Here is a 25554-nt window from a genome sequence, read left to right on the forward strand (position 1 = left end):
TGCGCTTTTTTTGCAGATTTTTCAACACGAAAGAAAGGTTTTGTAACACTGCTACGACGTTTTCTGCGCAAGAAGCACGGCTATGAAAATCAGTACGCAGCCGACTGCGCCCCACGGAGAAAGAGATTCCCGAACTCCGTTTACAGGAATAAGAATACTGAAAAGCATACCGAATACGCTTTCAAAACTAAGAAGAATAGTTGCAAGGGAAGGATTAAGGTATTTAAGACCGATATTCTGCATTGCAAATGCAAGCGCCGTACTTCCAAGCCCCAGATAAAGAACCGAAACGATGCATCTTGTGTTCTGCATCAGTTCCACAGGGAAAGGCTGTATTTGCAGGGTGAAAGCGCTGGTCTTCATATCGTAGAACGGCGCGCACAGCCAGCCGAGCAATGCCGCTACGGCAAATTCTATAAGCGCATACAAAAACGGATCAGTTTCTTCGCCTGTCTTTGAAAAAGCACCCTGCCAGAACATCTGTAACGCAAAAAAAACACCGCACGCAAGAGTAAGTACATCACCGGCATTCAAGCGTATTCCGTCGCGTATATCTTCACCAAGCGAAAGAAAACCAATTCCGGCAATCTGAATGAAAACGGCGGCAAACACAAACCATTTCGGTCGCTTTTTCATAACCGCCCAGCACAAAAACGGAATTATCACAACGTATACCGTCGTGAAAAATGCATTCTTTCCAGGCGTAGTAAAATTACACCCTACAGTCTGCGTAAGATACCCAAGAAACAGAAATACACCCACAAGGCCGGCCTTAAGAAGATACGCCTTGTTAATCCGCTTAAGCCTCTGGAAAAATACAATCATCATTACAACTGCCGCAATCGAAAAGCGGAACGCAACCATATAAAGCGGACTTATATACGCAAGGCTGTCTTTTACGACAACAAACGCAAAGCCCCACACAGCCGCCGCAATCAGGCAGCACAAGCCGGACAATACCTGAATCATATACACCTCAAAAAAAAGCCGGCCTTAAAAAGACCGGCTTCCATCTACTGCTGCTTTTTATTATTTCTTAGCAGTTTTTTTAGCAGATTTTTTCTCTGTCAAAGCAGAACCTTCTACCGGACGAGGCAACTTTTTAAGATGCCAGATGTCGCGTACATAATCTTCAATAGTGCGGTCAGAACTGAACTTTCCTGCATTTGCGATATTCATCAGACAAGCTTTTGCCCATGCTTTTTTATCTGCATACAGTTTTTCCATTTCGTCCTGAGCCTTGCAGTAGGAATCAAAGTCCGCAAGAACGTAATATACGTCCGCACGGTTTCCTTCTACGCCGTACACAAGTGAATCGTGCAACTCTTTGAAAAGCTGATGTGTCGGGTCATAAGTACCGTCAACAAGCTGCTCCACAACTTTTGCAAGTCCTGGATTGCGCTCAAGATATTCCTGCGGATTGTATGAATGATCCCTTTCAATCTTGAGGATTTCATCAGTAAGAAGACCGAAAATAAATGCGTTCTCCTTTCCGGCTTCCTCAACAATCTCAATGTTAGCACCGTCCATAGTTCCCATTGTAAGCGCACCGTTTACCATAAACTTCATATTTGAAGTTCCGGAAGCCTCAAGACCTGCTGTAGAAATCTGCTCGGAAACATCTGCTGCCGGGAAGATTTTTTCTGCAACAGAAACACGGTAGTTTTCTACGAATACAACGTGAAGCCTGTCGTTTACGCGTCGGTCGTTGTTAATTCTTTCTGCAACAGTGTTAATAAGCTTGATGATAGACTTTGCACGGCGGTAGCCTGAAGCAGATTTTGCACCGAAAATGTATGTCTTCTTAGCCGGCTTGTAGTTAGGGTCTTCAAGCATTTTGTTGTATACATACATAATGTGAAGAATGTTCATAAGCTGGCGTTTGTATTCGTGAAGGCGTTTTACCTGCACGTCAAAAATGCTGTCTGCATCAATGATTTCATTCTGTGCATGTTTCAGATAGTCTGCAAGGCGGCGCTTGTTATGCTCCTTAATTGCAATAAGTTCATTCAAATCTTTATCGCTGGTGAATTTTTCAAGTCCCTTAAGTTTGGTAAGGTCTTTTTCCCAGCCATGTCCGATTCTCTTTGTGATGAACTCAGAAAGTTCTTCATTTGCAGAAAGAAGCCAGCGGCGCTGTGTAATACCGTTAGTCTTGTTGTTGAATTTTTCCGGATACAGCTCGTACCAATCGTGAAGCTCCTGCTCCTTAAGAAGGCGAGTGTGAAGTTCTGCAACACCGTTTACGCTGAAACCTGCGTGAATTGCAAGCCATGCCATATATACTTTTCCGTCATTAATGATGGACATACGACCGTGTTTTGCATAATCGTTAGGATATTTTTCTCGCAGCTGAATCATAAAGCGGCGGTTGATTTCTTCAACAATCTGATAGATGCGCGGAAGAAGTCCCTGGAAAATCTCAATAGGCCATTTTTCAAGTGCTTCTGCAAGAATCGTGTGGTTTGTATAAGCAAATGTGTGAGTTACTACGTTCCAGGCATCGTCCCAGCCTACGTTGTATTCATCCATAAGGATTCTCATAAGTTCAGGAATAGCAACAACCGGATGAGTATCATTAAGCTGGATTACGTGAAGGTCAGCAAACTTGCTGAAATCAGTTCCGTGATCAGCAACATAATGGCGTACCAGATCCTGAAGAGATGCAGAAGAGAAGAAATACTGCTGCTTAAGGCGGAGTGCTTTTCCGCTCGGACCTGAATCATTCGGGTAAAGTACGGCGCTGATGTTTTCCGCGCTGTTCTGACGTTCAACGGCACGGTTGTATTCCATATTGTTGAACAGCTGCAAGTCAAAACCGTTCGGGCTTGATGCCTGCCACAGGCGAAGCGTATTTACCGTGCCTGTTCCGAATCCCACGATAGGCATATCGTACGGAGTAGCTGTAACTTCTTCCGCATTTTCGATGTAGTAGCGGTCGCGTCCGTCAGGAGTTTTTCCGTAAGCAATGTTTCCGCCGAATTTTACCGTTACGGAAAGATCGCTGCGCTTGATTTCCCACGGGTCGCGGTGAGCAAGCCAGTTGTCAGGATATTCAACCTGATAGCCGTTCTCAATCTTCTGCTCGAACATACCGTAGCGGTAGCGGATTCCGTAACCGTGTCCCGGATAGTCAAGCGTTGCAAGGGAATCAAGGAAACAGGCTGCAAGACGGCCAAGACCTCCGTTACCAAGACCTGCATCAGGTTCCTGATCCTCAATCATATCATAATCAATGTTCATTCCTTTAAGGACTTCCTTAACCTGCGAAGAAATTTCCGCATTGATAAGGTTGTTGCTCAAGGCACGTCCCATAAGGAATTCTGCTGATAAATAATAAAGCTGCTTAACAGGCTTTTTTTCATACTCATGACGTGTTGCCATCCAGTTCTCCATAATAATTTCAAGAACGGACGCAGATACAGCGTCAAATAAATCATGTTTGCTGGCCTGGGAAATATCTTTTCCATACTGTCTTTTCAGGCGAGCAGAAAGATTTTCCTTAAAACGATCGGCATCAAACTTCATTTCGTAACCTCCAGGTTATTACAATAGATAGACCGTACAAAATATTTGAATATTTTGCAACCATACACGAGTTTTATTTACTCATTAAAACAACAAAACTTCCGGCAGGAAGAATATACCGTTTCTGTTCAGAAAGACATTCCTCCTTTCCTGGTTCTGCTATACAATCATTACCCTCGATTGAAGTATCTGCCGCCAGATACCACTTTTTCCCCTTATGAGGTGAAGGCAATGTAATTGTTACGTCATAAATGTCGGTGTTTCCCGCAACGTAAAAATCATTGTCGTACTTTCCGTCGCCGTTCATACACATAGAACCGTCCAGCATAAACGCAAGGAAACGGCTTGGATTTGACCAGTCAGGATTTTTTCCGGTAAAGTCAAACCATTCGATTTCCGGCGTTTTTGTCGAAAAGAACGTTTCGCGGTGGAACACCTGATGATTTTTACGCAGCTGAATAATGCGCCGCGTAAAAACTACAAGCTCCTCATTTTTTTCCGCAAGGTTCCAGTTTATCCAGGAAATTTCGTTATCCTGACAATATGCATTGTTATTTCCGTTCTGCGTACGGCGGAATTCATCGCCGGCAAGCATCATCGGAACACCCTGCGAAAGCATAAGGCACAGGATATAATTCTTTATTTTCTTAAGGCGGAGCTTTTCTATCTTAGGATTAACGGTAATTCCTTCAAAACCATGGTTATAACAGTTATTATCATCAGTTCCGTCGCGGTTGTTTTCACCGTTTTCGTCGTTGTGCTTTCCGTTAAAGCTGACTAAATCGTTAAGCGTAAAGCCGTCGTGTGCGGTGATAAAATTTATTGACGCGGTAGTAAGCCTTCCGTCGTGGTTGTACAGGTCGGAACTTCCGGCAATGCGCGTTGCCGCCGCAGTTACGACACCTTCGTCACCGCGTATAAAGCGGCGTATGTCGTTCCGGTAGCGGTCGTTCCATTCGCTCCACCTTCCGCCCGGAAAACCGCCAACAAGATAACCGCCGCCGCAATCCCACGGCTCGGCAATAAGTTTTGTATTGGAAAGAACCGGATCTTCTGCAATTGCATTTACAAGGAAAGCCTGCATCTGAAGCGCACCGGCAGAATCACGGCAAAGCGCAGAAGCAAGGTCAAAACGGAAGCCGTCAACGTGCATTTCCATAACCCAGTAACGCAGGCTGTCTATGATAAACTGCGTAACTACAGGGTGATTTGCATTCATCGTATTTCCGCATCCGGAAAAATTCATATAATACTGCTTTTCCCCCGGCGGAAGAATATAGTAAACGGAATTTTCAAAGCCGCGGAAACTGAACGTATATCCCTGCTCGTTCCCTTCGGCAGTATGGTTGTAAACAACGTCAAGAATTACCTCAAGACCGGCCTTGTGCATCTCGCGCACAAGTTCCTTGAACTCGCGCACAGGACCGCCGGGCGTACGGTCGGAAGAATAAGTCGTTTTTGGCGCAAAAAATCCCACAGAACTGTAGCCCCAGTAATTTGAAAGTTTTTCGCCTGTCTTTGGATTTATATTGTTGTTTTCGTCTTCGTCGAATTCAAAAATCGGCATAAACTCAACTGCCGTAATGCCAAGATTTTTTAAATAAGGGATTTTTTCAATAAATCCTTTGTATGTTCCCGGTTTTTGCACTCCTGACGTAGGAGAAGCCGTATATCCTTTCAAATGAGTTTCATAGATGACTGACTTGTACAGCGGATAGTTCAAAGGCTTGTCGCCCTGCCAGTCAAAATCACTGTCGTCAACAACAACGCACTTTGGAAAATCAGACAGGTCAGAAAGCCTGCCGTTTTCTACGCCGGCAAGTCCCAGCGCACGCTGCTTGTTGTACGAACGGAAGACAGAACCGCTTGTAAAAGACTTTGCATACGGATCAAAAAGAAATTTATTGAAGTTAAACCGATGTCCCTGCGGCGGATTGTACGGTCCGTCTACCCGGTATAAATACAAAGCTCCTGCTGAAAGACCTTTTACAAAAACATGCCAAATGCTTCCCGTTCTGTTTTTTACAGGGTCGAATTCAAATGAAAAAGAAGGCTGCTTGTCCTGCGGAGTGTCAAACAAATCAAGAACAACACGCTCTGCATTCTTGCTGAACACAGCAAAGTTCACGCCGTCACCACAAGTTACAGCACCGAGATTTCTCGGACTTCCTTCCAGAAACTGTAAAGAGTTCATAAGCGTTATACTAGCACAAAAGAAACTTAGTTTCTATAGGTCTGCGCGTCATTGCCTCCGTTTTCAAACAAGACAAAAAACGGCTTTCTTACGGTATAAGACGAGTTAAAGTCGTATCGTGCTGGCGCCAGTTCTTGTCAACTTTTACCTGTAAGTCAAGTTCTACCTTGTATGGAAAGACATCGCAGATTTTCCTGAGCGCCGCAATGCGTATTTCCTTTATCATGGATGCACCTTTTCCTATGACAATGCCTTTCTGGCTTTCGCGCTCAACGCAGATAAACGCGCGCACCCAAAGCCTGCCGCCGTCGCCGCGCCGTTCCAAATCGGCAATCTGAACGTAAAGGCAGTGCGGAAGTTCCTGTGAAAGACGGTTTATCGCTTCGCCGCGGATAATCTCCGAAATGCGGAATTCAATATTCTGGTCGGTGTACAAATCTTCGGAATAAAGCGGCGGCTGTTCCGGCGCAATGGCATACAGCGCTTTAAGAACGTCGTTTATTCCTTCGTCTTTCTGCGCAGAAATCTCAAAAATCCGGGACTCCGGAACGTCCGGCAGGAATTCCCTGACGAACTGGCGCGCAGGAGCAGGCTGCGAGTCCCTTGAATCTATTTTGTTCAGCGCAACTACAAGGCGGTCTGAATAGCGCGCGGCAAGAGAAACATTCATCTGCTCTTCTCCGCCTGTCGGACGCGTCGTATCTATTATGTAAAGAATGCAGTCCGCGCCTTCAAGCGTTTCTTCCGTAACGGACTTAAGCCGGAGGTTCAGCTTTTTCTCCGACTCGTGATAGCCGGGCGTATCTACAAAAACAAGCTGTCCGAACGATGTATTTACAATTCCACGGATAGCATTGCGAGTTGTCTGCGGAACAGGAGAAACAATTGCTACAGGTTCCTGGCAGGCGGTATTCAAAAAAGTTGATTTTCCAGCAGACGGTCTGCCCAAAATAGCAACAAGGGCATTTTTCTGCGTTTCTTGCGTTTGATTTTCACTCATAGAAAAACAGTATAGCAGATTTTTACCGGAAAAACACGAAAAATCCGAAACTCCCCGCATAAAAAAAATACCGCACGGAAAACAAAGCAGTTTCCTGTACGGTATTTTTGGTTCGTCAAATTGCCATGCACGAAGGCACGGCAGAATGTCTAAGGGTTTACCCCCTTAATGCAGTTAATTATCCGTAAGTCAATGACTTATAGCAATTTGACGGGAAGTACTGAGTCATCGCTTCAAGTGTTAATCAGCACTTCTCTAGTAGTTTTCTTTGTTAATTTCAAAATAACTCTGCGGATGAGCGCATACAGGGCAGACCTTAGGAGCTTCTTTTCCGACTACGATATGACCGCAGTTGCGGCACTGCCAGATTGCATCTCCGTCCTTACTGAATACTACCTTGTCTTCGATGTTCTTAAGGAGTTTGCGGTAGCGTTCTTCATGGTGCTTTTCAATAGCAGCAACGCCTTCAAAAAGTTTTGCAATAGCATCAAATCCTTCTTCGCGTGCTGTTTTTGCAAAACCGGCATACATATCTGTCCATTCGTAGTTTTCGCCTTCTGCTGCAGCCTTAAGGTTTTCTTCCGTAGTTCCTATTCCGCCGTTCAAAAGCTTGAACCACATTTTTGCGTGCTCTTTTTCGTTGTTTGCAGTTTCTTCAAAAATAGCTGCAATCTGCTCGTATCCGTCTTTCTTTGCCTTGCTTGCAAAATATGTGTACTTATTGCGGGCCTGTGATTCACCTGCAAACGCAGTCTGCAAATTTTTCTCTGTCTGTGAACCTTTCAATTCCATAAAAATTAATCTCCTGCTGATTGTTGATATACAATAAAAATATCACTTTTTGGCAAAAAATCAAGAAGATTATTTTAGAAAATCATGACAAATTTGACCAATTGATTATTGACCATAAAACGCTATTAGTAGTATTCTAAAAAAGAAAACGGCACTATATCTAGTGTCATTTTTTATGCAAAATGGAAATCGGGAGGTTCCTCTATAAATGAAGATTATTAAGCGCAACGGTGAAGAAGCCGTTTTCGATATAAGCAAGATAGCAACAGCAATTACAAAGGCAAACAATCAGGTACCTTTGAACGAACAGCTTTCACGCGAGCAGATTCAGGCAATCGCCGGACGTATTGCAGACGTATGCAGCCAGTCTGCAACAGAAATGAACGTAGAGGCAATTCAGGATTTAGTAGAAAAAGAAATAATGAAGCAGGGAGCATTCTCCATTGCAAAACTGTACATCACCTACCGTTACCGCCATGAACTTATGCGAAAGGCAAATTCCACGGACAAGCAGATTTTAAGTCTTCTAGAATGCTGCAATGAGGAAGTAAAACAGGAAAATTCAAATAAAAATTCAACTGTTGTAAGCGTTCAGCGCGATTATATGGCAGGAGAAGTTTCAAAAGACATCACAAAACGTTTTCTTCTTGATGAAGATATCGTTCAGGCACACGAAGACGGACTCATTCATTTCCACGACGCAGACTATTTTGCACAGCACATGCACAACTGCGACCTTGTAAACCTTGAAGATATGCTTCAGAACGGAACTGTCATAAGCGGAACAAAAATCGACACGCCTCACTCTTTTTCAACGGCATGCAACATTGCAACACAGATTATTGCACAGGTAGCTTCTTCACAGTACGGAGGACAAAGCATTTCGCTTTCACACCTTGCACCGTTTGTAAACGTAAGCAGACAGAAAATCAAGCGCGAAACAGAAGAAACGGCTCGCCTTACAGGAATAAATTACACTCAGGAACAGTTTGACTATATCGTAAGCAAGCGCCTTTCAGAAGAAATTACGCGTGGCGTTCAGACAATCCAGTATCAGGTAGTTACGCTTATGACCACAAACGGTCAGAGTCCGTTCGTAACTGTATTTATGTATCTTAACGAAGCAAAGAACGAACAGGAAAAAGCAGACCTTGCCATGATCATAGAAGAAGTCCTGAAACAGCGCTATCAGGGCGTAAAAAATGAAAAAGGCTTCTGGGTAACCCCTGCGTTCCCTAAACTCATCTACGTTCTTGAACCGGACAACATCACCGAAGGCGGACGCTTTTACTACCTTACGGAACTTGCTGCAAAATGCACCGCGCGACGTCTTGTTCCAGACTACATTTCGGAAAAGAAAATGCTTGAACTTAAGGAAGGAAACTGCTATCCGTGCATGGGATGCCGTTCGTTCCTGACTGTATACCGCGATCCGGAAACAAACAAGCCGAAATTCTACGGACGTTTCAATCAGGGAGTCGTCACAATTAATCTTGTTGACGTTGCCTGCTCTTCCGGCGGCGATACAGAAAAATTTTGGAAGATTTTTGACGAGCGCCTTGAACTGTGCCACCGCGCGCTTCTTATCCGACACAAGCGCCTTTTGGGAACACCGAGCGACGTAGCACCGATTTTGTGGCAGAACGGAGCACTTGCACGCCTTAAAAAAGGCGAAGTAATCGACAAACTGCTTTTCAACGGATATTCAACAATCTCGCTGGGATACGCAGGACTTTGTGAATGTGTACGCTATATGACAGGAAAACCGCACACAGACCCGACTGCAACACCATTTGCACTTGAAGTTATGCGCCATATGAACGAAGCGTGCGCAAAATGGCGCGCAGAAACGACAATTCATTTTTCCTTGTACGGAACGCCTCTTGAAAGCACAACGTATAAATTTGCAAAATGCCTGAAACGCCGCTTTGGTATAATAAAGGGAGTAACGGACAGAAACTACATCACGAACAGCTATCATATCCACGTTACAGAACAGGTAGACGCTTTTGAAAAACTGTCGTTTGAATCGCAGTTCCAGGAACTTTCGCCGGGCGGAGCCGTAAGTTACGTTGAAGTTCCGAATATGGAGCAGAACATTCCGGCAGTTATGTCAGTCCTCAAGCATATTTATGAAAACATTATGTATGCCGAACTGAACACAAAAAGCGACTGCTGTCAGCAGTGCGGCTATACAGGAGAAATTCAGATTGTGGCAGACCAGGACGGAAAACTCATCTGGGAATGTCCGAACTGCAAGAACCGTGACCAGTCAACAATGAATGTTGCGCGCCGCACGTGCGGCTACATCGGAACGCAGTACTGGAATCAGGGAAGGACGCAGGAAATCAAGGAACGCGTACTTCATCTGTAAACCGCTGCAAAAAAACGCAGGAAATGCAGGATAAATCGTATGTATTACGGAAACATAAAAAAAACCGACATTGCAGACGGCGACGGTGTAAGGGTTTCGCTGTTTGTTTCAGGCTGCAGGAATTGCTGCAAAGGGTGCTTTCAGCCGGAAACGTGGGATTTTAAATACGGTACGGAATTCACGCAGGAAACGGAAAATCAGATTCTGGAGTTTCTGCGCCCATCCTACATAAGCGGACTTACTGTTTTAGGCGGAGAACCTTTTGAAGAGGAAAACCAGCGCATTCTTGCCCCTTTTCTGCGCAAAGTAAAGGAAACTTATCCCTCCAAAACAATATGGTGCTACACAGGCTACGTTCTTGAAAAAGACCTGCTCCCCGAAGACGGAAGAAAGCACTGCGAAGCAACCGGCGAAATGCTGAAGTACATAGACATTCTGGTAGACGGACCGTTCATTGAAGAACAGAAAAACATCTCCCTTAAATTCCGCGGCTCTGAAAACCAGCGCATTTTGAAACTAAAGAAAATTCTTTTATAGTCACTTCTCCGTAACAAGCGGAACGCAGCCGTATTCGCTGTCTTTATAATTCAAAAAGTCTTCTATAAGGCGCGCAGATTTTTCCGAAACGTCAGAAAGCCGCCTTCCCTTTTCACCGCCATCCACCGCAACAAGCGGATTTATATACCGTTGTTTCACCAAAAGATTTACGCAATAGTGACCTTTAAGCGGCGCATCCGTATGCCTGATTTTCGTCATCGTGCGGAACGTCCGGTAAAGACACATAAAGTCTGCACAACCCAAGCCATCCGCCGCATCAAACCGTTCGATTGCCTGCCGTTCGCTCAAAGAAAAACACTCATCTTCCGAAATAATGCCGTATTTCACCGCAAGCGAAACTACATCCGCAAGAAGCTGGAGAGTAAGTTTATTTTCGTTCAGTTGAAGAATATGCCCGGTTTCGCAGAATTTTCGGCAGTATTCTTCAGCGGCAGGCAGGGAAGAAAAGCCGAGTTCGTCAATTCCGTACTCGTTTTTCAAAATGCGGATGTCCTCATAAACTGCCTGAACTTCGCCTAAAGTCCAGCTTCCCTGCAAGGCAGCACCGCTCGGAAACATATACTCAAGTCTGTCTGCGCTAAGCTGCGGACGTTCGTTGTCTGCTACAGGATATAAATGATAGTCGCAGATTTTTTCTACCGGAATTCCGTCGCGTTCCAAAAGCGCGCACAGCGCATCATCGCTCCGAATGACGCGTTCCGTTCCAGTTTCCGAATCTGTCTGCGTAAGTGCATCACCTTTTCTGAATTCTGCAACGTGACTGAAAATCGGCGTTGCAATGTCGTGAAACAGTCCTGAAAGAGTCTGGATTTTGTCACGGGTAAAATGCCACACAATAAGCGCAACACCTATGCTATGGTCAAAACGGGAATAATAAAAACGGTTTTTATAAAGACTAGTCCAGTCCGTACCGCACAAAAGCCCTACTCCCTTAAGCCGCTTCATCGACGGAACGGACGAATATTCCTTCAAAAAAGACGGAAAATCCGGCGAAAGAATTTTATGATATTCCGCCACATCAAAATTCTGCCCTTCAGGATAAGTCCTAAGCATTGTGTTCCAGTCAAGACTGTCATATATATTCGTCCTGATCACGATGCAATCTCCATTAAATGTAATGTTATTGCGCCGCAGAAGAAAGAATACTGACATCAATCCTGCTGAACGGAATTTCAATGCCTGCATCATCAAAAACTTTTTTCATGGAAATAAAAACGTCGTTCTTTGTCTGAATTAAATCAGACGGATTAAACCATACGGCAAGCGTCATATTTATTCCGCTATCACCAAATCCGTCGTACCACACGGCAGAAGCCGGAGTTTTTAAGACAGTCGGACACATCTCAGGAACTTTACGCAGCGTTTCAAGAGCAAGCGTCATATCCGTATCATAAGCAATTGAAATGCTGAAATTCATACGCCGTTCTTCGTAAAAATTATTATTCTGAAAATTCGTATTTATAATCGTTGAATTAGGAATACGGATAAGCTGATTGTCCGTATTGTGTATTCTTACGGAAAGAAGTCCCACCGAATCAACAGTACCGCTTACTCCGCCTACAGAAATAAAATCACCGATTTTCATAGTCCGTTCGCTTAATACAAACAGTCCGCTTATAAGATTACTTACCGAAGTCTGTGCGGCAAAACCAAGCGCAACACCGGCAATTCCAGCCGCTCCCCAGATTGCACTGAGTTTTACACCAAAAACGCTCAGAATATAAAAAATAACCGTAATATAATAAACATAATGTACCGTCTTATGAACAAGAAGCATCTGGTGGGTGTCAAAGCGTGTAGCAAGACCTTTTGAAAGTGCCTTTTTTAAAAGACGGAATACAACCGTTATAAAAAGAAGGATAAGCACTACGCCGATTACTTTAAACATATTCTCCCAGGTTAAAAGTCCCCTGAAAAACGAAACAAAACCTGACGTAACTTTCCCTACAGTCTGATTTGCCGCGCTTACAGCAGCTTCCTCAACCGTATGCAATGCCGCAGAAATCCCCTGTTCTTCCATAAATTACACCTCTCATAAAAATCATTATGTCTTAATCTAAATTTCATTATGCCTGCATATATCGCCTATAAAGCACTCTTTGCAGCGCGGATTTCTTGCAGTGCATACGTATCGTCCGTGCAGGATAAGCCAGTGATGGGCATGCTCCATATATTTTTCAGGAATTCGCGCAACAAGGGAAGATTCCACCTGCTCCGGCGTAGTTCCTTCCGCAAGTCCGATTTTAGGGCTTATTCTAAGAAGATGCGTATCTACCGGCATAACCGGCTTATGGAACACGACGTTCAAAACTACGTTCGCAGTTTTTCTTCCTACGCCGGGAAGAATCATAAGCTCTTCTCTGGAATCAGGAACTTCGCCGCCGAATTTTTCAAGCAGGACACGGCTAAGCCCGATGACGTGTGAAGCCTTGCTCCTGTAAAGTCCGATTGACTTTATATACGGAATCAAGCCTTCCTCGCCAAGCGCAAGCATTTTTTCAGGAGTATCAGCAACAGCAAAAAGTGACTTCGTTGCGTTGTTCACGCTTTTGTCCGTAGCCTGCGCAGAAAGAACGACCGCTACCAAAAGGGTGAACGGACTTGTCCAGTTCAGCTCAGACTTCGGTTCGGGATTACGGCTTTTGAAACGTTCAAAAACAGTTTCAATTTCCTGCTGATTTAACAGTTCCATCAGTTTTAGCCCGGAAGATTATTTTACAGCAGCAAGCAGTTCTGCTGTCTTATCAGTCTGCTCCCACGGAAATTCGCTTCTTCCAAAATGACCGTAAGAGGCGGTCGGGCGGTAAATAGGGCGGCGCAGGTTAAGCGTGCGTGCAATTCCTGCCGGAGTACAGTCAAATACTTTTTTAACCGCCTCTTCAATCTTAGAAACCTTAACTTTTTCCGTACCAAACGTTTCTACCATTACAGAAACCGGGAACGGTACGCCGATTGCATACGCAAGCTGCACTTCCGCACGCTCAGAAAGTCCTGCCGCAACAATATTTTTTGCAATGTAGCGCGCCATATACGCCGCAGAACGGTCAACCTTGCTAGGATCTTTTCCGCTGAATGCACCGCCTCCGTGACGTCCCATTCCGCCGTAAGTATCAACAATAATCTTACGGCCGGTAAGTCCTGCATCTCCGTCAGGTCCGCCCTTTACAAAACTGCCGGTAGGATTTATAAAGAATTTTGTATTACTGTCCAAAAGACCTGTAGGCTCAAGAACAGGCTTAATAATCTTTTCAATAATCGTGCTTTCAATTTCTTCATGCGAAATTTCCGGGTCATGCTGATGAGAAACGACAACTGTATCTATGCGAACCGGCTTGAATCCTTCGTATTCGATAGTAACCTGACTCTTTGCATCCGGGCGGAGCCACGGAATTGTCCTTGTTTTACGAAGTTCCGTTGCACGACGCAGAATGTTGTGCGAATAGATAAGCGTTGCCGGCATAAGTTCCGGCGTTTCGCTGCACGCAAAACCGAACATCATTCCCTGATCACCTGCGCCCTGCTGTCCCTTGAATTCTTCAAGACCAGTTCCTTCAACCCCCTGTGCAATGTCGGAAGACTGTGCGTGAATTCTGTTCATAAATTCCATCTTGTTTCCGTCAAGGCCGAATTTTTCATCAGTATAGCCAATGTCGCATGCAACGCGTCGCGCAATTGATTCAACTTCAGACGCAAGTTTTTTTGCGTTTTCCTCGGCATTTTTTGTAAATTTTACTTCACCGCCAACAAGAACAAAATCGGTTGTTGCAAACGTTTCGCATGCAACGTGCGCATTGGCATCAAGACGCAGGCATTCGTCAAGAACTGCGTCTGAAATCTGGTCGCACAGCTTATCCGGATGACCTTCGCCTACGGATTCAGAAGTAAATAAATAATGTTTTTTTGATTTTGAAGAGAAAAGCCCCATAACAGACCCCCTGTTTAGCAAGAATTTATGCAATTAAAAAATCGCACACCGCTCTGCAATTTGGATAAATCGGCGGAATGGTTTATGTGCAACAAATATATATCAATTATCAAAAAACTGCAACAAAACCGCACCACAGGAACAGAAAGAACACATCGTAAAACATTTTTTTACAACAAAATTACTCAAATTTTAGAAAGTATTGTACTAATCAATGGTTTTATAGTATATTATTTTACGTAGTATACGTAGTTTTATACGCATTATTTCTAAAACGTTCTGGAGGAGTGTATGGCACTCAAAAAGACATTTTCAAAAGACAAAAAAAAATGCACCGTAACATTCACTGTTTCTGCAGAAGCAGCACAGGGTGCAAAAAAAATCAACATTGCCGGTGATTTTAACAGCTGGAGCAGCACTGATACTCCGTTAAAACAGGGAAAAGACGGTTCTTTCTCTGTAAAACTTGAACTTGATGCAGACAAAGAATACCAGTTCCGCTATCTTCTTGACGGTTATAAATGGGAAAACGACTGGAAAGCTGACAAATACATTCCTGCTCCGTATTCAAATGCCGACAATTCCGTTGTCGTAACAAAAGCAAAATAATTACTGCTTTTTGAACGTTCCCGGGACGAGAAAAAACATCGCGTCTTATTACTCTTCGCTTTATTGCAGCAAACAACCTGCATAATGTATCTGATTTTATACCGATACGTGCAGGTTGTATTTTTTTTACATCATATATTCCTGACAGCCTTTTAAGGATAAAAACTTCCGCATGAACAAAATCATGGAAAAACAACTTATCAAACAGACAGAAAAGATTGAAAACCTGCACAAGGACGGATTTAAAATAATTCAGGACGGCAAACGGTTTAAATTCGGAATAGACGCCGTTCTTCTTGCAGATTTTGCAAAGGCACGGAAAACGGAATACGTAATCGACCTTGGCACAGGCACCGGAATCATTCCGATTTTAATGGCGGCAGACAAAAAAGGCGGAAGTTTCAGTGCTCTTGAAATACAAAAAGAATCAGTAGACATGGCAAAACGGAGCGTTCTTTTGAATAATTTACAGGAAAAAATCACCGTAATTCACGGCGACATAAAAAATGCCAGAACGATTTTTCCTGCACAATGCGCAGATTCCGTTACGTGTAATCCGCCGTACATTTGCGGACAGGCAGACGTTCAGCAGAACGAAAGCATTGCGATTGCGCGGCACGAACTTTTATGCAGTCTTGAAGACGTTGTGTACGCGGCAAAATATCTTTTAAAACCGCAGGGACGGTTCTACATCATTCACCGCCCCGAACGCCTTTCTGACCTGTGCGTACTTCTTGCAAAACATAACGTAAATCCAAAACGAATGCGTTTTGTCCAACCGTATACAGATAGCGCACCCACAATGATTCTTGTTGAAGCGCGAAAAGCTATGAAACCGCAGCTTTCAATAGAAAAACCGCTTGTAATTTACAAAGAAAAAGGCGTATACACGGAAGAAGTAAGCGCAATTTACGGAAAATCTTCCGGCACAGACCAATTATGACGCAAAAAAAGCGCAGCGGCATGGAGAAGTGTTTTTCTCCGCACCGGTGCGCTTTTTACGTATCATTATGCGTATTTACGCCTTCACCTTACGCAAAAAGTTCCGTTGCCTTTAGCCAGGAAGCAACGGCTTCTGCCTCTTTATCAAGAGCGCGGTCATCAAGAACGAATGCGCTCATGCGGCGCACCTCACTATGTACTTTTTTTGTAAAAGGCGCAAAATCTTCTGCGCCGCACAAATCTACCGCCTGCATTGCGGCAAGCAAGTGAACGGCAAACTGAAGGTACACAAGGTCAATCTGCTCGGAAAGCTTTCGCGCAGAAATCGTACCCATCGAAACCTTATCCTGATTAAGAGCCTCTGTAGGCTGACTTGTAAGCGAAATAGGGAAGCAGTAGCTCATAACTTCGCCGCGGATTGCAGAAATCGTAATCTGCGCCGCCTTAAAGCCAAGCCTTAACCCCGCGCGAGGGTCATCATCTTTCGTAAACGGAATAAGGTTTTCCGTAAGTCCGTTGAATTTACCGTCAATAATTACTTCTGCCTGTTTGTCGCTCAAATCAGAAATATTAGCAAGTGCAGTACGCAAATAGTCGCAGGCGGCGCAAATGTGTCCTCCGTAAAAATTGCCGGTGTTGTAAAGACGGCCGCTTTCAATATCAACAAGCGGATTGTCATTAGCAGAATTCAATTCTTCCGTAATCCAGCTGCGAGCAACAGAAAGCGTATCGCGGTAAACACCATTAATCTGAGGCGCACAACGGATTGAATATCTGTCCTGAATCTTGTTTTCCTGTTTTTTGTAACCTTTTCCGCCAAGCGATTCAATCTGACTTTTAAGGAATTCCTCGTATCTGAAAACGCGTTTTGAATCCTTTACAATGTTATATACATAAGATGCACTCTGGCACTGTCCAGCGTGATTTTTTATTTCGCTTACCTTTGCAACGAACGGAGTATCTTTTCCGCGTGTAATTTCAGAAGTAACGGCCGTAAGAAAGTCAGAAATTTTTGCAAGACGTTCCGCTTTCTTCCATGCAAGGGAGGCAACCGCCGTCATTACGGAAGTTCCGTTCATAATTGCAAGACCTTCCTTTGCTTCAAGCGGAAGCGGCGTAATTCCTTCTGCCTTGAACGCTTCTAAAGCAGGAACAATTTTTCCCTTGTAGTAAACGTCGCGCTGCCCCATAATGACTGCTCCAAGGTAAGAAAGCGGCGTTAAATCCCCGGAAGCACCTACTGAACCAAGCTGTGGTATTACTGGAATTATATCTTTGTTTAAAAGAGTAACAAGCATATGCGCAAGTTCAGGACGGATTGCACTGTGACCGCCTTTTACGTTTCCGTTCAAACGGCACAGGACGACGGCACGCGCAGTTTCCCGGTCAAATTTTGCGCCAAGCCCTATTCCGTGATAAGTTACGATATCGCGCTGAAGTTCGCCGGCTTTTTCAACGCTAATCTGATTTGCACATGAATCGCCAAAGTCCGTCGTAACGCCATAAGTAGGAACGCCGGTCTGTATATAATCCATAAGGAATTTCCGGGATTTTTCCATCGTATCCCAGAAAGCTTTATCTTCCGGCAGCTGCACTGCCTCGTTTTTATATGCAACGTCCCATACATCTTCAATCGTAAGATTTTCGCCTTTTACTGTTTTCATATTCATCTTTCCTATAATATGTAACAAAAATATACCTGTTTATATTAGCGGATATCCATAAAAGGCTCAATGACAAAAAAAGCTGCCCGAACACGGACAGCTTTTTGTAATGTTTAATTTACAGGAAAAATTTACTGACGGGCAAACTCAATATCCATAATTGTAATTTTTCCATCTTTAATTTCATAATCATCGTCTAAATACTCTTTTGCATCAGCAGGAACATCAGCAAGCTTACCGTTTTCGTCGGCAAGCTTATTTACTGTAATAGCAATCGTTTCGTCTTTTGAAGGATCACCTGTATATGTTCCTGTCATACCTGTACCTGACCAGTCAGAACTCTTCATCACAGCAACCAATGTATTATCGTCATAGAACGTAAGTACATATTCTGCCCCATCTTCGTCTGTTCCGTTATAAACAGCAACTGTTGACGGATCATCATCGTCATCATTGTTACAACCTGCAAATGCAAGTGCCATCATAATTGCAGCAAATACTGCCATAATCTTTGCGAGCTTTTTCATAAGCACACTCCTATAAAATTGTATTTATAAGTAGTGTACGCCCCCCCCCCCGAATTTTGTCAAGAAAAAAATTCAGATTTCAGCATTTTTTAAAGAATCACTGAACATAGCTACAGGCTCTTTGACTTTTTGCGGATTGGCTCGCTTGTTACGTCAACGCCAAGCTTTTTAAAAATCTTTTTGTCAACTTCGCTCAGCATAACGGTAGTATGCACCTGACAGCCAGACAGTTTTGGAAGCTGCTCGATTGCGCGGCGACAGTTTTCATCGTCCTTGGAAAGCATTGCAAGGGCAACAAGCACTTCATCCGTGTGAAGACGGGGATTGTTTCCGCGCAGGTATGATACTTTCATATTCTGAATCGGCTCTATCATGCTTGAAGGAATAAGCTTTACGCTGTGATCAATGCCGGCAAGATGCTTTGTGGCATTTAAAAGAAGCGCCGCGCTTGTTCCAAAAAGCGAGGTAGTTTCGGAAGTTATTATCGTGCCGTCAGAAAGTTCAATTGCCGCAGTAGGAACGCCGCTTTTCTGACCGCGCTCTTTTGCCGCAACAGTAACTTTCCTGTCGTTCGTCGTAATTTTTGCCTGCCGCATTAAAAGTTCAATTTTATCAACTTCGTTTTCTGAGCCTTTTCCTTCCGCAAGAAGGTCAAGGGCGGCATAATAGCGGCGCAAAATCTCCTGTCTGGAAGCCTCGCAGCATGCCTCGTCGTCAAAAATGCAGTAGCCTGCCATATTAACGCCCATATCAGTAGGCGACTTATAAGGATTAAAACCGTAAATGCCTTCAAAAATAGCGTTAAGGACAGGGAAAATTTCTATGTCGCGGTTGTAGTTTACGGTCGTCTTTCCGTAAGCTTCCAGATGGAACGGATCAATCATATTCACGTCATTCAAGTCCGCAGTAGCAGCCTCATACGCAAGATTTACCGGATGCTTGAGCGGAAGATTCCATATCGGGAACGTTTCAAACTTTGCGTAACCGGCTTTAACTCCGCGCTTGTTTTCGTGGTACAGCTGGCTAAGACACGTTGCCATTTTTCCGCTTCCCGGTCCTGGTGCAGTTACAACAACAAGCGGACGTGTCGTTTCAATGTAATCGTTCTTTCCGTAACCGTCATCGCTGTCTATGAGCGCAATGTTTGACGGATAACCTTCAATCGTATAGTGAAGATAAGTTTTTATGTTCATTTTTTCAAGTTTTGCACGGAAAATGTCGGCAGCCTGCTGACCTTTGTAATGCGTAATACAGACGCTTCCCACCATAAGACCACGGTTCTGAAATTCATCGCGAAGGCGAAGAACATCCATATCGTAAGTAATGCCCAAATCGCCGCGAACTTTGTTCTTTTCAATATCAACTGCGCTGATTACAATTACGATTTCTGCACAGTCTGCAAGTTGCATAAGCATTCTAAGCTTGCTGTCCGGCTGAAAACCCGGAAGTACGCGGGATGCATGAAAATCATCGAAAAGTTTTCCGCCGAATTCAAGATACAGCTTATCGCCGAACTTACTGATACGTTCTTTTATGTGTTCAGATTGAATTTTCAGATATTTGTCGTTGTCAAAACCATATTTCATAACAGGGGATAATTATATTGGTTTTTAGAATTGTACTCAATAAGAGAAAAAAGGGCTGCCCTAAGAACATTTCAGGCAGCCCGTATTTGCAGATTTTTTCAAATATTATTCTGCGCGGAATTTATCAGGACTTTTGTCTCCAAAGTTGAATGCTACGCCAAAGTAGATTTTATTTCTGCTTCCGCTTTTTACATCATAAGTATCATCCACATAATCACCATTTAGAGCTGCCGAACCAGCTAGAGGAACGCTCAAGTCATAGCCTACGTCAAAACCAAAGTGAAAGCCTGTCTTGTTTACAATCCAGATTCTGTAACCAAGGTCAAGATTAAAGTCGCATGTGAAACCGATAACATCTATATCACCTGTCAAAGCAAGTAAATTAACACCTAATCCGGGAGATACAAGGAAAGAATGCATATCTCCAACATTGAAACGTGCTGCAGGTCCTAAAGTCAGATAAGTGTTCATACCAAAACCAGTAGAATTGTCTTCCTTTTTTTCACCGTTAGCATAAAACTCTGCATCCCTAAAGAAATCAAGTCCGTATGAAAGTGTCATTCCGATGTCAACGAACTTTGCCGGTGAGCCGAAGAAAAATCCGAACTGATCTTCAAAACCAAATGCACCCTGCGGACGAAGTTCAGGATCAAACTCTGCATCCATAACAAAGCTTGTAAACGGCGTTCCATACAGATTGAGCGTCATTTCCACATTTGCAAACGCAGCACTTGCAGCAACACCTGCCGCAACCAACACAGCTAATAATTTTTTCATAACGATTCTCCCATAAAAAGTCAATGAGGAAATAACAATTTCCGATTTGACTTTTTAAATACATTCGCAACGCGAATGTGCAGTAAATAAGGAAGTTTGCAACGCAAACTTGTGAATAAAAACTTTGACGCTATTTCAGGCAAAGTTTTTATTACACTCTCCTTTTCGTGAAAAAATAATATATGGAAGTTATTATACCCCCCCCCCAGATGAACTTTGTCAAGTAGGAATGACATAAAAATAGCAAAAAAAGCAGTTAAGATTTACGAGAAGATTTTTACAGCTGAAAATAAACTTCGCGATTTATTCAGGAAAAAGAAAATCCCTGAAACTGATTTTTTAAGACTTAGGCAGGAAAAGTAAAACCCATTTTTGACACCTGATACGAACTCTGCAGAACGCGCGATAAAACCATTTGTAATGGCCAGAAAAAACTTTTTATTTTCTGGAAGTGGAATTGGAGTCAAAAGCACCTGCTTTATTTTCACACTGATTGAAACCGCAAAAACCAATAATAAAAATCCGGAAGATTACCTTCGCTGCTTGTTTGAAAAAGCTCCTTACGCCCAGACCAACGAAGACTGGAATAAACTGCTTCCCTGGAATATTGAGATTACCCCTTTTAAAATGCGAGGTGAATGGATAGAATAATTTAGGGTAGATTTGACGGAATAGGATTAGAGTTACCCCAAAAAACAAAAATTTCCGGGGTAACTTTTTTTTGAAAATCAGAACTATGCTGCTACATTAACAGTTTTACTGAATGTTGATAGAAGCGACTTTAATTGCTTTTCACCAGAGCAGTAACGGGTGCGGATTACAATTTTGTAATCGGCTTGTGCGATGCTGTCTGGAACATAAAATTCGAGTGTTTTTGGTTTGTTGCAGCTGATTGTTTCTTTTGCTACTTCAATCCATGTAGATTCATCTTTGCTCACATTGCCTTCAGAGTCGAGCGGTTCTGCGGACTGTGGAATGGACTTACTTGGGGTAGTGGATGGGTGGAGAGTTGTAAGGTGCAAGTATTTTGTGAAATCATGGTGTTTCCACAACAAAAATGCGGATTTGTGGTATAATGTTCTATTATAATGGATGGAGAAGAAGGCAGATACATTAATACGTGACAACAAGGATTACGGCAGCGTCGGGGAATTCTTAAAAGATGTATTAAAGGAAGGTTCGGAACTTTCTGTGGTTTCTGCTTATTTTACAATCTTTGCTTATTATGGTTTGCATGAGCAACTTGATTCTATTAAGAGTATGAAATTCCTTTTTGGTGAACCTACTTTTATTACCTCTGATAATGTTGATGTTCGAAATTATAAAATTGAAGAGCAAATGTTTGAATACGGACTTTTGCAGGATGCAGGAAAAGTGACGGCAGAAATAGCGAAGCTTCATGCGGAAACAGAATTTGAAAAATACCGAATTGTGCAGGATAGATTATACAAGAGTGACTTTGATAGATTTATTGAAGATGAGGGGGCTTTGTAAATGGCACAGATTTTTAATCAAATACTTTAGCGAGTAATAAAATAGACAACAGGAGAACCTTATGAGCATAACTTTCATTTCAGCTAAAAAAGCGTTAAATAGTGCATTTTTTAAACTTCCAGTTCTTGAATCTGAAATTCAAAAACTTTCAAAAAATCTTGAAATCTATATTAATTCTGCAAAAGATGGAGAATATGAAGAATATCACAAGGGGCTGATAAAAGATTTTTTTGCAAATACATGGTATTCGCCAAGTTATTCAGTAAACACAAATGGCCGGGAAGATTTAGTCATTTTTAATGGTAATGATACAGCTTCAAAACCTGCTGTTATAATTGAGGCAAAATCACCAACTAATATGGCAGAGATGTTCTCTAAAAATAATCAGAACTGTAAAGCCCTGCAGGAATGTGTTTATTATTTCTTACAGGAAAATCTTAAATTCGGTAACAACGAGATAAAGCATATCATCATTACAAATTATGAAGATTTTTATATTTTTGATGCGAAAGATTTTTCAAGATTCTTCCTTGCAAAGACAAATCCCATTATTGACCAGTTCAATAAATTTGAGGCAAAACAACTTGTTGACACAAAAACTTCGTTCTTTTATGAAAATTGCGCAAAGCCTGCAATTGAAAAATGGATTGAGTGCGAAAATATCAATGTCACTCATGTTAATCCTAAAGATTTTTATGGAAAAGGCGCAGAATCTCTTATTCCGCTTTATAAAATCTTTTCACCGGAGCATTTACTTGCAAAACCGTTTGCAAATGATTCAAACAGTTTAGACCGTAACTTTTACGCGGAGCTTTTGCATATAATCGGTTTGGAAGAAATAAAAGACGGTGGCAAAAAACTTATTCAGCGCAAATCAGCGGACAGCAGAGACAGCGCAAGTCTTATTGAAAGCGCAATTTATCAGCTTGAAGAAGAAATTTCTAACGAAGAAAAATGCTTCGAAATAGCTTTGCATCTGGTTATTACCTGGGTAAACAGACTTTTATTCCTAAAACTTGTAGAAAGTCAGCAAGTTGCATATCAAAAAGGAAATATTGATTATAAATTTCTTACAGAAAAGCTTGTACCGGATTTTGATGAGTTGAATATTCTCTTTTTTAAGGTTTTAGGGCGCAAGATTGAAAATCGTGACAGCGAAGTCCGCGAAAAATACAAGTTCGTACCATACTTGAACAGCTCTCTTTTTGAAATCAGCGAAGAAGAAAGTCGGCTTCAGATTCGTGGTATCAAAAACAAGCCGATTAAACTTTACAGTAAGACAGTTTTGAAAGACGAAAAAGGAAATCGTCTGACAGGCACGCTCGATAATCTTGCATATATTTTCCGTTTTCTTGATGCATATAATTTTTCAAGTGATTCTGCTGGCGGAATTACACAAAATTCCAAAACATTGATAAATGCTTCCGTTCTTGGTCTTATTTTTGAAAAAATCAACGGTTACAAAGACGGATCTTTCTTTACTCCGGGATTTATAACTGAATACATGGCAAAAGAAACTGTCGAGAGAGCCGTAATTCAAAAATTCAATGATGCAAAAGGATGGAAGTGCAAAAATCTTGATGAACTTGCAGATGAAATTGATGACAGAGCCGAAGCAAATGAAATCTTTAATACAATAAGGATTTGTGACCCTGCTGTCGGTAGTGGACATTTTCTTGTTTCTATACTGAACAGACTTCTTTTTATAAAATCATATTTGGATATTTTGCTGGATAAAAATGGTAAACGTATAAAACGGGGAGATTGGGAGCTTAGACTTGAAAACGATGAAATTTCAATTCTTGATGAAGATGGAAATCCTTTTGTTTATACCACAAACAGTGAACGTCAACGTGTACAGGAAACAATCTTTGCCGAAAAACGAACAATAATAGAAAACTGTCTTTTTGGTGTAGATATAAACCCTGCCAGTGTGTATATTTGCCGACTTAGGCTTTGGATAGAACTTCTAAAGAATACATACTATACCGAAGAGAGCAGTTATACACAACTTGAAACTTTGCCGAATATCGATATCAACATAAAATGTGGTAACTCATTAATTTCAAAATATGACGTACGTACTGGAAGTTCTGTCATTGAACAGGTGAAAAATGATGAGACAAAATCAAAAGAGTTTAAGAAACTTGTGAATGAATACAAAAAGGCTGTCTCTGCATACAAAAACGAGAATAATAAAGAAACAAAACGAACTGTTGATGAGGCAATTAGAAAAGTAAAGAGCCAGATTCGCGGGGTTATTCAGTACGATTTATTTGATGAAGAAGCCAATGAAAAGGCTCTAAAGAACGATATTTTCAAAAATTCGCTGGAATGGATGTTCGAGTTTCCAGAACTGCTTGACGATGACGGAAGATTTATTGGGTTTGATGCGGTGATTGGCAATCCGCCGTATGGAATATTTAATAAAAAGCAAAATCAGAAAATAAGCCTGACTACAGATGATACTGCTATTGAACTTATTCGTGAACGATATGCAGAAGCTGATGAAGGAATGATAAACGCTGCCAAAGTTTTTTATGCACTCGGTTTCCGATTAATGGCAAAATCTGGTTATTTATGCATGATTATTCCGTTTGGAATTCTTGCAGATACAAGTTCTGTTAAAATTCGAAATTCAATTTTTGAAAATCATTCATTTTTGCGTGTAGATGCTTTCCCTGAAAGAGATTCAACGACCCGTCGTGTTTTTGAAGATGCCAAGATGTCAACAGCAATATTGCTCTCTTCAAATGAAAAAAAGGAAGCGGAAATGACAATTGGCGTTACATTTGAGAAAATAATTCCTAAAAAAAGGGCAAGTTTTTCTGTACAGGATATAAGAGACTTCAGTCCAGAAATGATGCAAATTCCTATGTGTGACCGCGATACATTTAATTTATTGATGAATTTGCGTTCAAGAAGGGATTTGCTAAAATTTGGAGATATTGCACCAAGTATTGAAGGTGAAGTTCATATGACAAAGTGTAAACCTGCGATTACGAGCGATTCTTCAAAAGCTCAATTTTTGAAAGGGGCACAAATTGCAAAATGGTATTATAAAACAGATTCATCTGAAATTTCACAAGGCGATATAGAATTTATCGATACTGAAAAGTTGAATTCAGTTTGTTCAGCTGAAAAGATTTTAAATGCCTCTCATGAGAGAATAGTATTTCAAAGACTAACTGGTATAAATGAAAAATATAGATTAAAGGCGACAATAATTCCTGAAAATATTTATATTGCTAATTCTGTGAATAACTTGACTTATCAAACGAATTATCCGCCCAAACTTCTTCTTGCATTGTTTAACTCTAAATTGCTTAACTTTATTTTCAAGGCAACAAGCACCTCAAGTAATGTGAATGGCTATGAAGTAGATGCTCTGCCACTACCTCAACTTTCAGAAGATAATGCAGAATTGCAAAAGACGATTATTTCCTTAGCAGAGCAAATTCTAACTACAAAAAATGCTGACGTCATGGCAGACACAAGCAAAGAAGAAGCAGAAATTGACACACTGGTCTACAATCTTTACGGATTAACAGATGATGAAATCGCGATTATCGAAGAAAAATAGA

At 42.1% G+C, this 25554-nt stretch carries 21 protein-coding genes; 7 read left to right on the top strand and 14 right to left on the bottom strand.

Annotated features, from left to right (window positions below; all coding sequences use genetic code 11):
* Positions 1 to 51: 51 nt before the first annotated feature.
* The 5 genes from B5D55_RS00425 to rbr form a co-directional block, all read right to left on the bottom strand.
* Complete coding sequence (locus B5D55_RS00425) at positions 52 to 969, bottom strand: DMT family transporter (RefSeq protein WP_078932009.1); 918 nt, start codon at positions 967 to 969, stop codon at positions 52 to 54.
* Positions 970 to 1029: 60 nt separating this feature from the next.
* Positions 1030 to 3528 carry a glycogen/starch/alpha-glucan phosphorylase gene (locus tag B5D55_RS00430; RefSeq protein WP_078932010.1) on the bottom strand — a complete coding sequence of 833 codons (2499 nt, stop codon included), beginning with the start codon at positions 3526 to 3528 and terminating at the stop codon, positions 1030 to 1032.
* Positions 3529 to 3601: 73 nt separating this feature from the next.
* Positions 3602 to 5722: a glycogen debranching protein GlgX gene (gene glgX, locus B5D55_RS00435; RefSeq protein ID WP_078932011.1), complete on the bottom strand. Its 2121-nt coding sequence runs from the start codon at positions 5720 to 5722 to the stop codon at positions 3602 to 3604.
* A gap of 88 nt (positions 5723 to 5810) precedes the next feature.
* Positions 5811 to 6722 carry a GTPase Era gene (era, locus tag B5D55_RS00440; RefSeq protein ID WP_078932256.1) on the bottom strand — a complete coding sequence of 304 codons (912 nt, stop codon included), beginning with the start codon at positions 6720 to 6722 and terminating at the stop codon, positions 5811 to 5813.
* A 255-nt stretch (positions 6723 to 6977) separates the two neighbouring features.
* Positions 6978 to 7514, bottom strand: a complete 537-nt coding sequence (rbr, locus tag B5D55_RS00445; protein ID WP_078932012.1) for a rubrerythrin — start codon at positions 7512 to 7514, stop codon at positions 6978 to 6980.
* Between the two features lie 208 nt (positions 7515 to 7722).
* Between rbr and nrdD the strand changes: the two genes are divergently transcribed.
* Both nrdD and nrdG read left to right on the top strand, forming a co-directional pair.
* Positions 7723 to 9888 (top strand): anaerobic ribonucleoside-triphosphate reductase, encoded by a 2166-nt coding sequence (nrdD, locus tag B5D55_RS00450; RefSeq protein WP_078932013.1) that lies wholly within the window; start codon positions 7723 to 7725, stop codon positions 9886 to 9888.
* 39 nt (positions 9889 to 9927) lie between these two features.
* Complete coding sequence (gene nrdG, locus B5D55_RS00455) at positions 9928 to 10425, top strand: anaerobic ribonucleoside-triphosphate reductase activating protein (protein WP_078932014.1); 498 nt, start codon at positions 9928 to 9930, stop codon at positions 10423 to 10425.
* On the opposite strand, the gene B5D55_RS00460 is transcribed toward nrdG, so the two are convergent.
* The 4 genes from B5D55_RS00460 to metK are packed head-to-tail and all read right to left on the bottom strand — an operon-like array spanning position 10426 to position 14371.
* Positions 10426 to 11598: an HD domain-containing protein gene (locus B5D55_RS00460; RefSeq protein ID WP_234975347.1), complete on the bottom strand. Its 1173-nt coding sequence runs from the start codon at positions 11596 to 11598 to the stop codon at positions 10426 to 10428.
* Positions 11567 to 12466, bottom strand: a complete 900-nt coding sequence (locus B5D55_RS00465; protein ID WP_078932015.1) for a mechanosensitive ion channel family protein — start codon at positions 12464 to 12466, stop codon at positions 11567 to 11569. Before B5D55_RS00465 ends, B5D55_RS00460 begins: the two co-directional genes overlap by 32 nt.
* A gap of 36 nt (positions 12467 to 12502) precedes the next feature.
* Positions 12503 to 13138 (bottom strand): endonuclease III, encoded by a 636-nt coding sequence (gene nth, locus B5D55_RS00470; protein WP_078932016.1) that lies wholly within the window; start codon positions 13136 to 13138, stop codon positions 12503 to 12505.
* Positions 13139 to 13156: 18 nt separating this feature from the next.
* On the bottom strand, positions 13157 to 14371 hold the full coding sequence (gene metK / locus B5D55_RS00475; protein ID WP_078932017.1) for a methionine adenosyltransferase: 1215 nt from the start codon (positions 14369 to 14371) through the stop codon (positions 13157 to 13159).
* A gap of 291 nt (positions 14372 to 14662) precedes the next feature.
* On the opposite strand from metK, the gene B5D55_RS00480 reads away from it, so the two are divergent.
* Both B5D55_RS00480 and B5D55_RS00485 read left to right on the top strand, forming a co-directional pair.
* Positions 14663 to 14980, top strand: coding sequence for an isoamylase early set domain-containing protein (locus tag B5D55_RS00480; protein ID WP_078932018.1), 318 nt, complete (start codon positions 14663 to 14665; stop codon positions 14978 to 14980).
* A 172-nt stretch (positions 14981 to 15152) separates the two neighbouring features.
* Positions 15153 to 15923: a tRNA1(Val) (adenine(37)-N6)-methyltransferase gene (locus tag B5D55_RS00485; RefSeq protein WP_234975348.1), complete on the top strand. Its 771-nt coding sequence runs from the start codon at positions 15153 to 15155 to the stop codon at positions 15921 to 15923.
* Positions 15924 to 16011: 88 nt separating this feature from the next.
* On the opposite strand, the gene B5D55_RS00490 is transcribed toward B5D55_RS00485, so the two are convergent.
* The 4 genes from B5D55_RS00490 to B5D55_RS00505 all read right to left on the bottom strand — a co-directional run bounded on the left by B5D55_RS00490 (position 16012) and on the right by B5D55_RS00505 (position 20476).
* On the bottom strand, positions 16012 to 17586 hold the full coding sequence (locus B5D55_RS00490; RefSeq protein ID WP_159446114.1) for an HAL/PAL/TAL family ammonia-lyase: 1575 nt from the start codon (positions 17584 to 17586) through the stop codon (positions 16012 to 16014).
* A 131-nt stretch (positions 17587 to 17717) separates the two neighbouring features.
* Entirely contained in the window at positions 17718 to 18113 is a 396-nt protein-coding gene (locus tag B5D55_RS00495) for a hypothetical protein (protein WP_078932020.1), read from the bottom strand.
* 110 nt (positions 18114 to 18223) lie between these two features.
* Positions 18224 to 19699 carry a DUF1846 domain-containing protein gene (locus tag B5D55_RS00500; protein WP_078932021.1) on the bottom strand — a complete coding sequence of 492 codons (1476 nt, stop codon included), beginning with the start codon at positions 19697 to 19699 and terminating at the stop codon, positions 18224 to 18226.
* A gap of 105 nt (positions 19700 to 19804) precedes the next feature.
* On the bottom strand, positions 19805 to 20476 hold the full coding sequence (locus B5D55_RS00505; RefSeq protein ID WP_078932022.1) for a hypothetical protein: 672 nt from the start codon (positions 20474 to 20476) through the stop codon (positions 19805 to 19807).
* 372 nt (positions 20477 to 20848) lie between these two features.
* Between B5D55_RS00505 and B5D55_RS00510 the strand changes: the two genes are divergently transcribed.
* Complete coding sequence (locus B5D55_RS00510) at positions 20849 to 21127, top strand: transposase domain-containing protein (protein WP_078932023.1); 279 nt, start codon at positions 20849 to 20851, stop codon at positions 21125 to 21127.
* Positions 21128 to 21210: 83 nt separating this feature from the next.
* Here B5D55_RS00510 and B5D55_RS11535 read toward each other — a convergent pair whose 3' ends face one another.
* A complete protein-coding gene (locus B5D55_RS11535; protein WP_159446115.1) occupies positions 21211 to 21414 on the bottom strand; it encodes a DUF4469 domain-containing protein in 204 nt (67 codons plus the stop codon).
* Positions 21415 to 21568: 154 nt separating this feature from the next.
* Between B5D55_RS11535 and B5D55_RS12095 the strand changes: the two genes are divergently transcribed.
* Together B5D55_RS12095 and B5D55_RS00525 are read left to right on the top strand one after the other, a co-directional pair.
* A complete protein-coding gene (locus tag B5D55_RS12095) occupies positions 21569 to 21970 on the top strand; it encodes a phospholipase D-like domain-containing protein (protein WP_234975349.1) in 402 nt (133 codons plus the stop codon).
* Positions 21971 to 22031: 61 nt separating this feature from the next.
* Complete coding sequence (locus tag B5D55_RS00525) at positions 22032 to 25553, top strand: type IIG restriction enzyme/methyltransferase (RefSeq protein ID WP_078932025.1); 3522 nt, start codon at positions 22032 to 22034, stop codon at positions 25551 to 25553.
* The last annotated feature ends 1 nt before the right edge of the window (position 25554 follow it).

Source organism: Treponema porcinum (genome assembly GCF_900167145.1).
Taxonomy (GTDB): domain Bacteria; phylum Spirochaetota; class Spirochaetia; order Treponematales; family Treponemataceae; genus Treponema_D; species Treponema_D porcinum.